Below are 12,764 nucleotides of genomic sequence, written 5' to 3'. Positions count from 1 at the left end.
TAGGTTGATTGGAACGGAAGGTGCGTAGACTCCTGCGGGATCCAGGCGCTTTAGCGCTGAGGAGGCTCACCGCACGACCCGCGGAAAGCGAAGCAACCTGGAGTGGAGATCAACCGGTCCATTTTAACAAGGCCAACCTTTAAGGACTTTTTCAGTGGCCACCCAACCGGCTGTCTCTTTTTTTATGATCTTTTAAACGGCCACCAGTTTGCTTCCCCAAAGTTCTTCACTAAAACTGGAATGAACAGTGGCAGCATGATGAATGCATACAAGAATAATCCTGCAAGAAGGATCGAAGCGATTTGCAGCAAGGACATCATTCCGGAAGGCATCATTGCGGCGAAAGTTCCGCCGAGGATGATGGCTGCTGAAATGATCACCGTACCCATCTTTTTCATCGAAAGCAGCATTGCTTCTGAAATCGACAGGTTTTTATACTCATTGAAACGGTCCATCAGGAAAATACTGTAGTCCACACCAAGGGCAACCAGGATGACAAAGGCGAAAAACGGCACTGCCCAGCTGATCCCTGAATATCCGAGGATATCGACATAGATGACTTCATTGATCGCCATGGAAGTATAATACGTTAAAATCAAGGAACCAATCATGTAAATTGGCATGATGATAGAGCGGAACAGGAACACAAGAATGATGCCAATACCGAGCAGCATTAAGATCACTGTTCTGGTATAATCCTGGCCAGACATTTTATCGAGGTCCGCATTCGTGCTGGTGATCCCACCAATGGCTACATCAGCATTTTCAAGCTTTGTCCCTTTTGTTGCGCGTTCAACAGCATCCTTAAGTGCTGGAATTTGCGCCATCGCTTTGTTTGAGTATGGATTCGCCTCAAAAATGACATCCATCGTCATGACTTTTCGATCTTTTGAAAAATAGACATCAAGCACTTGGGCGAACTCATCACTTTTAAGCGCATCTTCAGGCAGGTAAAAACCATTGGAATCAGCACTAGCCAAGCCGGTTAAGTACTCCTGAGCGGAGCCAAGGCCTTTTGAAACTTGATCCAGCCCATCCGTACTCTGACTCAGTCCGTCCGTGAGCTGATCCATTTGGGTACCAAGCCCTCCAAACCCAGCTAACAGCTGCTGTTGGCCTGCATTAACGCTGGACAAACCGGTTGTCAGATCCGGAAAATGTTGAACAATTTGACCTTGTCCGTCAGCAAGCTGATTTAGCCCTGCCTGTTGCTGTTCGATGCCGTCGATGAGCTGTTGGAGTCCAGGGCCGAAAGTTGCTTGTTGTGCCAATGCTCCGGCAAAAGCTTCGTTAGCCTGTGTCATTCCACCAATAAGCTGTGGTATTACCTCGTTCAATTGATTTATACCTGCTGAGGCTTTTGCAAGCTCTCCCTGCATGTAAGTGAGCTGACCCTTCATTTCCTGGTATGTTTGATCCGCTTTTAACGTTTCATCTCTATTTTCTAAATAGCCAAAAAGCTGGCCATTTGTCTGCGAGATTCCGCTGGATAAATGAGAGATGCCTTCTCCGGCATTCTTGTATCCGGCTTCAAGCTCGGTTAACCCTTTTTCCATCTCCACATACTTAGATTGTAGCTGCTGATACCCAGCCAGCAATTCCTCTGCGCCAGCTTTTGCTCTTTCCAGTCCAGCTTTTATCTCCCCAGACCCAGCGGAACCCTTTCTGATGCCGTCCTCAATTTTCACAAGATTAGTCTGGATATCACCGAGGCCTGTTTCAATTGCAGTTGTTCCATTGATCAGTTCATTGATGCCATCCGCAGCCCCCTTCAACTCCGGAGCTGATTTGGATAATTCCGTTTCTGCCTCATTGAGACCTTTGTTGATTTTATCCAGGCCATCCTTTCCCTCACCCAGGCCTGATCCAAGTGTTTCCGCCTGTTTGGAGACGAAGAAGTCTTCGATTGGCTGTCCTGTTGGCCGAGTGACCGAACGGACTGTGTCCACCATATCGACTTTTTTCAGTTCCGCACTGATGTTTTCGGCTAGTTTAATGTATTCTGCCGAGTCCATTCTTTCATCATTTTTCAGGATAATCTGAGTCGGCATTGATTCGCCTGGACCAAAGCTTGTGGCAATCGCATTGAACGCCTTGATGGAGTTTACATTTCCGCTAATTTCATCCAATGAATTGTAGCTAAGCTTCCCATCATAAGCTACAAGAAACGGGACGCACACCGCTGCGACAATCAGCAAGCTCAGAAATGGACGTGCGAGCGAAAATCGTCCGACAGTGCCCCATAGCTTGCTTTCCCCATGCTCTGCGCTTTGTTTGGATGGCCAGAAAAGCTTTGGACCTAATAACGCCATGAAAAACGGCACAATAGTGAATAAACCAGCCAAAAGCAACGCAACCCCGATCGCTACTGCAGCGGCGGATTGATATAAAATAAATTGGGAGAACCCAATGGCAGCAAAGCCGATCATAACTGCCATTCCGCTAAAAAATACAGTACGCCCTGCATTTTTATAGGTTGCGATAATCGCTGCCGGCACTGTTTCATGATGCGTAAGCTCTTCCTTAAAGCGGCTGAGCAGCAAAATACAGTAGTCCGTTCCAATCCCGAACAAAACGGCAACAAGGAAAATCTGCGTATAGTTGGACAGCGGAAAATTGAACTGGTCCACTAGCATCGATACGATTGACTGTGAAACAAAGTAAGCCATACCGACTGTCACCAATGGAATAACAGGCGCGATGACCGATCTGAAAACGAGGAGAAGCACGACAAGAATAAAAACAACCGTGATTCCTTCCGTCTTTTTCAACCCTTCTTCAGAACTGGTTATCAAATCCTCATTGATCAGCCACTGGCTCGTATAGTAGTGGTCGACATCCACATCCTCAATCACGGCATAGAGCAGCTTTTTCACTTCTGCCGGTTCGCGGTCGTTCCAGCTGACCGTTACCGAGGACAGAATGGACTTTCCATCCTTAGAGACAAGCTGTTCCTTCAGGCTTTCCTCATTGAAGTGTGTTAGAATATTGGTGATACCGATTTGGTCACGGTTTTTTTCAAGCTTACGGATGGCTTTTTCCGCTTCACTGATTTCTGCCTGCGTTAGCTTTTTCTCGCTGTGGAAAACGAGTGCGACCTGTGTCTCATCTCCTCCCCCTTCCTGCTTCCTGACCTCCTCCATAATATTGCCAGCGAGCGTCGAGGAGTATTCGTCTGGTACAGTGATCTGCCCTTTTTCCCGGACAAGACCTGCCATATTTGGTGCAGCCATAAACATTCCTGCAGCCACCAGAATCCACACAATAATGACGATCCATTTCTGCTTGATAATGAAGTTCACGTTATTCCACCCTGCTCTTTCTCTCTAGTAAAATTTCTTTTAGCTTGTCGTATGTCTTAAGGAACTGGACGAGTTCATCTTGATCAAACTTGGTAATAATCGATTCCACCAACGCCTGGATTCGTTCCTCTGTTTTTTGAAATAGTTCATTTCCCTTCTCAGTCAAAGTCAGATAGACGACACGGCGGTCGTTTTCATCCCTTGTTCTGAGGATTAGCCCTTTTTCCCACAGACGCGTGATAATGGCGGTAATTGCGCTTTTTTTCACGTCGAATACAGCCGCCAGCTCTGAAGATGTGCAGGAGCCTACTTTGTTGATATAGCGCAATGTATAGTGCTGGTCATTCGTAAGATCTAAACCAATTTGCCCCTTGACCATCCCTTCGGCAAGCTTGTTCACCGAAAAAGAAACATGGATATAGTGGTCCACTAACTCTTTGATCGACTGATCAGACATTTAGCTGCAGTCACCTCCCCTTTCGTTCTATCCTTTAACTGTTAAACTGTTTAACTATTAACCTTGTTAACTTTAATCCTAATCCACTTTACTGTCAAGAGAACAAAAAGCGCAAGCGACTCGAGGGGCTAGGCGCTGAAGCTGGATTAACAAAACCGCAAATAGTTATCCATAATTAAATAATTTTTATAATTTCTTAAACAGTAAGAAAACTGCCAAATAAACTTAGCAGTTTTCAAAATGTATTATAAATGTTTTCGCACTCTGCTCCAGTCGGCTCATAGAAGCAGTGCAGCTTAAATTGGCCGGCGAGCGGCTGATTGTACCAGGTAGGAGGACAGTCGCCCGGAGGCCGGAAATACCAAAGTGCAAATTTCGATGGCCATAGACGCTCGCCCTTCACAGCCCGCCTCGCAAGCCGCTTTTCTATTTCTCTGGCTCTTTGGTAAAAATACCCTTTCTTAACAGCTTCAAAGGCATGTTCCTGATAGATCATCTGCGGAATCGTCCTTATTCCTTTAAAGTCCGAACAATCTCCCCGGACTCGGTTAATCCCGACATTTCCAACCATTAACATCCCTTGCTGGCCTTCCCCTTCAGCTTCGGCTCTGAGAAGTCTCGCCAACAACTCGATATCAGCCTCTGTATACTTCACCACTGCCATGTGAAAACCTCCAGCTTTTTATAATACATCATATTTTCAAAAGGCTTGGGTTATCACATAATATCGAAGGAATGTTAATGAACCTTTGGGCCAATGACTGCATATAGTACCTCAAAGACGGAATAAGGATGTAGTGCTATGCCAGTCACGATAAACCTCTTTTATTTTAAGGTTAACAGCGTTTCGGGAAATGGCTCGATCACGATAGGTTCAGCTACCCATAACAGCCATACAGCCAATGATAAGTCTCAAGGAGTGAATTGTTCCTTCGGGGATGCATCATCAACAGAAGCGTTGATGGATAATGTCTATATTGATCCGGATGTAAATGATCAAGCTGCGATTGCAACAGCTGATTCCACCTATCAGGGTATCCCGCTAGCCCCAGTGAATGAACCTCCTGCTAATCTCCTTTGAATGCCATGGGATGTCTGAAAAAAGAAGAAATGCAATCTATTTTTGCAGCATGAAGTCTTGATAAGGAGGTTTTCGATGCCTTACCAAATTAATATTTTAAATATCAAAATCAATGGAATCACTCAAAACGGAAACTTGGATGTTGGTTCAACAATCCAAAACAGCCACACGGCAAACAGCAAGAATTTCGGTGTCAATTTTTCTCTAGGTGATTTCTCTCCATCCTCTTCTTTGCAAAATACCGGAGTTTTTGATCCCGATGTCAGTGATCAGGATCAGAATGCCAACCCTTCTGCGCCAATTGGAAATCAAATTTAGAATCTTGATTAGGGGGTGCTGCCATGGATATGGAGAAAGTAAAAATGTGGCTAGAATTGACAAATAAATACCAAAAAGATGATTTTTGGCGTGGGTTATTTCATCAAGGAATCCCGGAGAGAATCGTCCATGCTAATGATTTTCCATTATATGATATTTATAAAAGCGATTCTATCCTCTGCCTGATCATTGAGCTTCCCGGCATCGACAGGAGCGATCTCTCCGTGGCTCTAAGACACGGAGATACTCTCGTCGTGAAGGGGATTTCAAGGTCCTTGTTCCCTGCTGATATGGAGCTGAAAAGGGAAAGATTTTATGGTGAGTTTGAGCGGCTGATCCCACTGCCACAACCTACCGAGACAAAATTCATTCACTCCACCTTCCAAGATGGGATTCTCCAGGTGACGTACCCTCGACAGGATGATAGAACCGCAGACAGACAGGAAGATACCAGGATCATCTAAGATAACTCGCCAAAAATATCCACCCTGCCTTGGTGCGTTTATTGATTGTTTTTTGCGGATAAAATCTTACTACCTTTCATAGGTGCATACCAACTAAACGAGGAGGGAATTTTGCTAACTTTCTTCCAAAATTCAAGCCTTGCAGATTCCTGCAAGGCTTTTCCTATTTATGCTTTTAGCACATCGTGGTCTACATATCGCTCGCCGTTCAGTTCACTGATGACGTTGATAGCAACCTTCGCTCCGTCTCCAGCTGTGATGATTGTATGCATGCTAACCCCTGCGCAAGTGCCTGCCGCCCAAACGCCTTCCACATTCGTTTTTCCAGCTGCATCAACGTCAAAAATCGTCTTGATTCTTGGCTCTGTGCCATCTTTGGTTGCAAGACCTGACGCTCCTGCCACATCCGTCATCATGCCCGAAGCGATGATAACATGCTTTGCTTCATACTCGCCGTTTTCCGTTATAACTTTTACTCCGCTGTCTGTTTTGCTGACAGAAGTCACTGTCGTTTCTACGAATTCGGCACCAAATTTTTTCGCCTGCTTGATTCCAGTTTCGACTAAGTCTGGGCCTGCGATTTCAGGAGCGCCATAGTGGTTCTCCATCCAAGCACGCTTCGTTACGCTTTTATTGTTGTCCAGCACGATTGTTTGCTTGCCAGCCTTTGCTGCGAAAATCGCTGCGCTTCCTCCCGCAGGCCCTGCTCCGATAATTGCTACATCATACATAGGGAAATTCCTCCTTTTCTTTATTCAAAGATAATCATACCAAATTTCTTTCTATTAATGAAAGTTTAAGGAAACATCAAAAACACCAAGAGCTAAACTAATTACGATAAAAACCCCTGCAATAAGCTGATCATGTTACCTTTTCCATTGACAACATGCATAGATATTTCCTCCGCTTTTTTTTACAAAATGTTACATCCTGCCCTATCATTATCATAAATTATAGTCCTCTTGCATTCGTATAGTTATAGATCTAACAGCAGGATTATTTAAGAGGAAAGAAATGTTCTTTGCAACGAAAGACACTAAAAAGCCCGGAGACTGATCTCCGGGTTTCGCCTTCTCTATCATTCAACTTTTCAATAAATTCTTCACCAAATCCACCGCTGGTTTCTTGTCATACTGATTGTACAGGCCCACTGAAATCCGGACTGGGTCGCCGAAAAAGAAACGCTCGTAGATGGTTTCCCTTCCTGCGAAAGCACTTGAGCACATATCCCACACCAATCTGAACAAGCGAACTCTTTCCTTCGCCTCGGTATCTGCTCCCTGTAAATACAGGTCGAGATCACTTCTTATATCCGAGTCAAAATCATTGCTCGTCGGAATCGTGATGGTTCCGCTGGCTCCCAGCAGCTGGAGGATTTCTACGAATCTTGGATAAAGCTTTGGAAATATGAGACTCGCAACAGTAAGAGGGTTCGCATCCGGTACCACCAATCCCGAACCATTTTCCCTCGCCTGCATTTCCGAAGATAAAAGCAGTCCCTTCATCATTTCCACACCACATATCATTTCACTGATTTTTTCTTTTACATGCTGATATTCGCCAATACCGATCGTTTCCGTGATTAATTGGGCAGTTCCCAGAAACAACCTGGATTTGGTAATCTGCCTTGATAATGTCTGATGAACCAGGAATGTATTGAAATTTGTTTCGTTGAAAAGATTCATGGCAGCTTTAAGATCTTTATATAAAAATACCCTTTCCCATGGTACAAAGGTGTTATTGAAAATCACGATTGTATCCATTTCTTCAAATCGCGACCCGAGCGGATGGTCAAAATGGGATTCGTTATAGACAAAGGATTCCCGGCAGACAAACTTTAAGTTTTCCGTACTACTCGGAATTGAAAAGGCATATACATAATCCTCCTCGATGAATTTTCCGCCTGCCGGCAAAACCATCAGCTCATCTGTGATACCGCCTTGTGTAGCCAATAACCTGGCACCCTTAATAAAAATCCCATCCGCTGTCTCCCTAACCACCCGGGCAGAAATAGGTTTCTCCTTATCTTCAAAATACGCGAGAGTTCGATTCACCTGCGGCGTGACGTACGTATGGGAGAAGGTAAGGTCATTCTCTCTCGCCTTTTCATAAAGATTCGTCACATTCCTGCCTAATTTATTTTCCCCTTCAAAAACATGTGCTGAAGCACCAAGAGCCATTAAGGCAGTATTCATGTAATCAGGGGTCCTTCCCATCATTCCGCCCGTCAGCTTTGCCCACTCACCGGCAGCAAGCCTCCTGAGTTCCAAATCTTCTTTTTTGACCGGAGGATGAAAAGATCGGCCAACTCGGTTTCCGGTTGTCGGCGATTTATAGGTCATCAGCGGCAAATTCCCCACTTCCACTTGGAAATCATACAAACGGGCCTTGCTATTGATCACTCCCTTAAAGGCATGATGCGCTAGTATGTCTCCGGTGATTTTCTGTCCATCAAACCAAATATTGCTTTTCAAATTACCGATTCTTTCTTTCAACTGAGTTCCATTGATTGCAGGCATATTCCCACTCCTGACTTGTTCTTGCTTTTAACCATCATGCCTATATCTATTCACATTTTCCGGCAGTATTGCATGGTTTATTAAAAGAAGAGCGGAAGTGAGAGGGATAGCCTGTCCTGAAATATCACGGAAAAGTGCAGGTATACACCGAAAAGAAACAAATAATGCGAAAACAGCCATGAAAAAAGACCTCCATTGAGGCCTTTTTTCTAAAATTTAGAAAGAGCTTTATTAGCATTATTCGGGTAGACAGAGCCGAACAAATCTAAATCTGATTTTCCGTAGAATGGATAGCCATTTGCCTGGTATCCACCACCCCCTGGTGTCATTGGGTAGCCGGTACCAGGCGAACCTGGATAGCCTGCCGCCCCCACTCCTGGATATCCGCCATAACCACCTGGATATCCGCCTATATTGCCTCCCGGGTACCCACCGAAGTTTGGTCCAGGATATCCACCAGGAGGAAAATAGGCTCCTCCAGGAAAGCCTGCTCCCGGATATCCGAAAGGCGGTGGCGACAATGGACGGGGGGGTGTCAAAGCTCCACCTAGGAATCCACCTGCTAAACCTCCTAAAAACGGCAACCAGCCAAAGCCAGCTCCAAATCTATAATCATTTCGTTGAAAACGATTTACATATGGATGCATATTTAAGAACCTCCTCTTATTCCATGTGTATGCATGTTTTGCCTACTTTGTCTGGGCCATCAGCATGAAATATCCCAAATCCCTTGCTAATAAAACTGCAATGATGGAACAAGAGGTGAAATCAATCCCATGAACAGATGCCGATTGGATTATGGAATATTCAATTCCATCATCGTCGAGACAGGTTCAAACCCTAAGTTTTCACAAAGTATTCTTGAAGGATTTCCATTAAACACATTAAGCTGGATCGTCGTGATTCCCAGTGCCCTAAACTCATTAATCGCGGCAATCGCAAGTTTTCGGGCGATCCCCGACTTTCTGTACTTTGGGAATACAAATACACTAACCAAATTCCCCATGACCTGACCCTTCACAGTATTGAAGTTTGTAACCAAGAGAATCCATCCCCTTAGTCTGCCTTGTTCTATATCGATGAGAAAATAGCCCCCGTTTTGAATGACGGGCATAAAAAGGTTATAGGCATTCTGCACACTATTTTCAGCATATCCCATCGAGCTTTCCTTCATCACTTTCCCGGACAGCTGAATAAGATGGTTCGCCTCTTCCTGAGTTGCTCTTCTGATTGCCATTAACAAACCTCGATTCAAATATATTTTGTACTAATATATCGAAAATTAGTGCTGTGAGTGCCTGTCAGCGATAAACAGGCTAACGAAATGTTCGGAAAGAGGAAACAACTGAAAAACTTTGGAAGTTCACCTATATTGTCTGTATAAATGAAAACAGGATGCAAATTAAGTTTTTAACCGAACTTCATATTTTCTCCACAAATTTCGGTTATATTTATCCCATTCAAGAAGGTGAATAAATTGAAATTATCGGTAAAGCTAGGTCTGTGGATTTTCATCTGCATTTTACTGATTGAGACTGTTTCGATGATTTTTTTACATAACAATGTCGTTCGTTCCCGAATTGACCAGGAATTGAACTCGTTAAAAGCCCGCGGAAACAGTCATCGAGATGTCCTCGAGATGGCTTTTAATGATTCAACCCTTCAGCATATTCGGTTAATGGAAGCGCACACTGACACATTTGTAGTAGTAGCAAATTCCGCTGGAGAAGTTTTATTAACATCCAAGGAGATTAATGAAGGAATGAAAAAGATTCTTGATCAGTCCTCTTCTCAGTTGCCACGGCAAGGTGTTATTCTGCAATCGGAGTGGAAGGAGGAAGCGTACATAGCTACCGTTACTCCTTATGAAACAGGAACAGATAAAGGATCTGTTTATATGTTTCGGGACACAGAAAATGTGAAAGCATTCGTATCACAGCTAAACAGGCATTTTATGCTGGCATCGATATGGATCCTATCCTTTATGTTTATTACTATATTTCTCTTAACAAAGGTGCTTACAAGGCCGCTAATAATAATGAAGGAGGCCACGCGAAAATTGAGCAAAGGAGATTTTTCTGTTTCTGTGCCTGTTCAGTCGCATGACGAATTGGGTGAGCTTGCCCAATCCATTCAAACGCTGGCAAACGACTTGAATTATATGAAGCAGGAACGAAATGATTTTTTAGCGAGCATATCCCATGAACTCCGGACTCCATTAACTTATATAAAAGGGTATGCCGATATTGCCCGGCGAACCAATATAAGGCCACAGGAGCGAACGCACTACTTGCAAATCATTGGTGAAGAATCAGAACGGGTCAACCGACTTTTGGAAGAGCTTTTTTCCCTTGCTAGAATCGATCAAAATGAATTTCTCATCACCAAAGAACGTGTCCAGCTCTTTCCTTTTCTTCATTCTATTTACGAAAGAGTTTTACCCGCATTTTTAACTAAAAACATAGAGTTACAACTCGATAGTGATCAAGATATTTTCGTCGATATTGATCCCTCCCGATTTGGACAGGTACTTTCGAATATTTTAGACAATGCTTTAAAATATTCAAATGAAGGCACTACCACTACGATTCGGGCAATTAAAAGGGACAGAAATGTTGTCATTTCTATACAGGACCAGGGAATTGGGATTCCCGAAGAAGACATTCCTTATGTGTTTGAGCGATTATACCGTGTGGAAAAATCCCGCGCAAGGATCACCGGCGGATTTGGTTTAGGGCTTGCAATCGCAAAACAGCTTGTCGAAATCCATGGGGGATCCCTTTCTGTTAAAAGCAAACCCGGAGCAGGGACAGTATTTACGATTGTACTTAAGGAGAGCTGAAAATGAATAAAGTGCTGATAGTCGATGATGAGCAGAGAATGCTTGATCTGTTAGAACTATATATCACACCACATGGCTATGTTTGTGTCAAAAAAACTTCAGGGAATGATGCCCTAATGTTTCTTGAGGAGGAACAAGTGGATCTGGTTCTCCTCGATGTCATGATGCCTGATATGGATGGCTGGGAAACTTGTGAGAAAATCAGGAAATTCTCAACAGTACCAATCATCATGTTGACTGCTCGAAGCGCTGACGAAGACATCGTAAAGGGTTTAAAGAAGGGTGCGGACGACTATGTTACCAAGCCTTTTAACGAGGATGTCCTGCTCGCAAGGATTGATGCGGTGACGAGACGATCAGGATCTACATCAGCAAATGATACCCTTACTTTTTATGGATTATCAATAAATGAAGCCGCTATGGAAGTATTTTATAAAGACAAGCCAATCCTATTGACGCCAAAAGAATTCTCCCTCTTGACCACCTTTATAAAAACCCCTAATCGGGTGTTCTCGAGAGACTATCTCCTTACCTCCCTATGGAGTTTTAAAACTGAAACAGAAAACCGTACAATCGATTCGCATATTAGAAATTTAAGAGACAAATTACGGCAGTCCGGATTTCCCGTCGACCAAAATTTGCTAACGGTCTGGGGTGTCGGATACAAATGGAGTTCAGAACGTTCATCGTCATAAGTCAATTGAGGAGAAATAGAAACATGCAAAAAGGCATCATGTAGATGCCTTTTTTTGCAGAATAAGAAAGTATAAATTTAACTTCGAGAATTGTCCAGCTCCAGCGCCTAGCCCCTCGAGTCGCTTCGGTCTGCCCAATGAAGTCAAAGAACGACTTCACTGGTCAGGCCTCCGAGGCACAGGATGTGCTAGACCCGCCAGCCACAGGACGTGGCGTTATCGGCGGGCAGCGCTTGTCGGGGCTGACCAAGGCGCTTGCGCTTTTCTTTGCAATGTCCTTAATTTGCAGACGTAAGTTCCTCTTCTGTTACCCATTTATGATTTTTCACCACTGCTCCTCCGCTCGTTGGAGTGAAATCAATCATATAGACGGTAGTTTGCTCTGCAGTGTCGATTGTCGCCGTTGCTCCGTTCATGCCTTTCATATGATCAGCCATCAGAACAACTTCATCACCAGGTTTATAAGGTTGATCTGCTGCATTTTCCAGCTCTTCGTGGATCACCCATTTGTGGTTCGATATTTTCTCGCCGCCTGTTGTCGGGGTATAGGAAACAGCATAAACTGTCGTGTCGTATGCTCCAACAATAGTTCCGGCTGCGCCATTCATCCCCTGCATGTGATCGGAGTTTACCACTATCTCCCTCCCCACTTCAAAGGCGGGATTTTCTGCTTCTTTCAATCCTTCCGGAACTTCGCCAGAACCTGAATGGTTCATTCCCGCATGGTCCCCTTCGTTGTTCTCGTAGCTGGTATTTTCCTTTCCCTTTTCGTTACCGGTATCTGAACAAGCAGCTAAAACAAGTGCTGTGATGAATCCCAGAACAAATAGAGCTAGTTTTTTTGTTTTCATGACGATTCCTCCAGAATTCTTTATAATAATCAAAATACCCGAATAGATTGCAGAAAATGTGCATTTCCCTTTACGTTTATTATTCTTTTTATAATTTTTGTTGAACTGTGTGAACTACTCCCACCACTTACCACCCTTCGGGTCGCTTGAAGTGGGGGCTTCTCGACTTATCGTTGCTTTTGCTAGCCAACGAAAACTGACCGAGCTAACCCTCTTGTTCCAAGAGTTTTTGTTT

General features: G+C 44.1%; 13 protein-coding genes. 5 read left to right on the top strand and 8 right to left on the bottom strand.

What is annotated here, in order from left to right; all coding sequences use genetic code 11:
• Positions 1-182 precede the first annotated feature (182 nt).
• The 3 genes from J2S25_RS03915 to J2S25_RS03905 form a co-directional block, all read right to left on the bottom strand.
• A complete protein-coding gene (locus J2S25_RS03915) occupies positions 183-3,302 on the bottom strand; it encodes an MMPL family transporter (RefSeq protein WP_307191247.1) in 3,120 nt (1,039 codons plus the stop codon).
• A gap of 1 nt (position 3,303) precedes the next feature.
• Positions 3,304-3,759, bottom strand: coding sequence for a MarR family winged helix-turn-helix transcriptional regulator (locus J2S25_RS03910; protein ID WP_044394534.1), 456 nt, complete (start codon positions 3,757-3,759; stop codon positions 3,304-3,306).
• 235 nt (positions 3,760-3,994) lie between these two features.
• Complete coding sequence (locus J2S25_RS03905; RefSeq protein ID WP_044394533.1) at positions 3,995-4,423, bottom strand: cell wall hydrolase; 429 nt, start codon at positions 4,421-4,423, stop codon at positions 3,995-3,997.
• Positions 4,424-4,561: 138 nt separating this feature from the next.
• Here J2S25_RS03905 and J2S25_RS03900 point away from each other — a divergent pair, with 138 nt between their 5' ends.
• From J2S25_RS03900 to J2S25_RS03890, 3 genes are all read left to right on the top strand, one after another.
• On the top strand, positions 4,562-4,840 hold the full coding sequence (locus J2S25_RS03900) for a spore germination protein (RefSeq protein WP_044394531.1): 279 nt from the start codon (positions 4,562-4,564) through the stop codon (positions 4,838-4,840).
• 75 nt (positions 4,841-4,915) lie between these two features.
• On the top strand, positions 4,916-5,158 hold the full coding sequence (locus tag J2S25_RS03895; protein ID WP_044394530.1) for a spore germination protein: 243 nt from the start codon (positions 4,916-4,918) through the stop codon (positions 5,156-5,158).
• A gap of 23 nt (positions 5,159-5,181) precedes the next feature.
• Positions 5,182-5,622 (top strand): Hsp20/alpha crystallin family protein, encoded by a 441-nt coding sequence (locus J2S25_RS03890; protein WP_044394529.1) that lies wholly within the window; start codon positions 5,182-5,184, stop codon positions 5,620-5,622.
• A gap of 167 nt (positions 5,623-5,789) precedes the next feature.
• On the opposite strand, the gene J2S25_RS03885 is transcribed toward J2S25_RS03890, so the two are convergent.
• The 4 genes from J2S25_RS03885 to J2S25_RS03870 form a co-directional block, all read right to left on the bottom strand.
• Positions 5,790-6,353, bottom strand: coding sequence for an FAD-dependent oxidoreductase (locus J2S25_RS03885; protein WP_044394528.1), 564 nt, complete (start codon positions 6,351-6,353; stop codon positions 5,790-5,792).
• Positions 6,354-6,704: 351 nt separating this feature from the next.
• Positions 6,705-8,141 (bottom strand): 4-hydroxyphenylacetate 3-monooxygenase, oxygenase component, encoded by a 1,437-nt coding sequence (gene hpaB / locus J2S25_RS03880; RefSeq protein ID WP_044394527.1) that lies wholly within the window; start codon positions 8,139-8,141, stop codon positions 6,705-6,707.
• Between the two features lie 209 nt (positions 8,142-8,350).
• Entirely contained in the window at positions 8,351-8,788 is a 438-nt protein-coding gene (locus J2S25_RS03875; RefSeq protein ID WP_198528204.1) for a hypothetical protein, read from the bottom strand.
• Between the two features lie 149 nt (positions 8,789-8,937).
• Positions 8,938-9,378 carry a GNAT family N-acetyltransferase gene (locus tag J2S25_RS03870; protein ID WP_044394526.1) on the bottom strand — a complete coding sequence of 147 codons (441 nt, stop codon included), beginning with the start codon at positions 9,376-9,378 and terminating at the stop codon, positions 8,938-8,940.
• A gap of 240 nt (positions 9,379-9,618) precedes the next feature.
• Between J2S25_RS03870 and J2S25_RS03865 the strand changes: the two genes are divergently transcribed.
• Positions 9,619-10,983: a sensor histidine kinase gene (locus J2S25_RS03865; protein WP_044394525.1), complete on the top strand. Its 1,365-nt coding sequence runs from the start codon at positions 9,619-9,621 to the stop codon at positions 10,981-10,983.
• Positions 10,984-10,985: 2 nt separating this feature from the next.
• Complete coding sequence (locus tag J2S25_RS03860) at positions 10,986-11,678, top strand: response regulator transcription factor (protein ID WP_044394524.1); 693 nt, start codon at positions 10,986-10,988, stop codon at positions 11,676-11,678.
• 278 nt (positions 11,679-11,956) lie between these two features.
• Here J2S25_RS03860 and J2S25_RS03855 read toward each other — a convergent pair whose 3' ends face one another.
• Positions 11,957-12,529: a YdhK family protein gene (locus J2S25_RS03855; protein ID WP_044395949.1), complete on the bottom strand. Its 573-nt coding sequence runs from the start codon at positions 12,527-12,529 to the stop codon at positions 11,957-11,959.
• Positions 12,530-12,764 lie beyond the last annotated feature (235 nt).

Origin of the sequence: Mesobacillus stamsii, assembly GCF_030814065.1 — a bacterium.
Classification (GTDB): Bacteria; Bacillota; Bacilli; order Bacillales; family Cytobacillaceae; genus Mesobacillus; species Mesobacillus stamsii.
The sequence above is the reverse complement of the archived record's forward strand: the minus strand, read 5'-3'. Positions and strand labels throughout refer to the sequence as shown.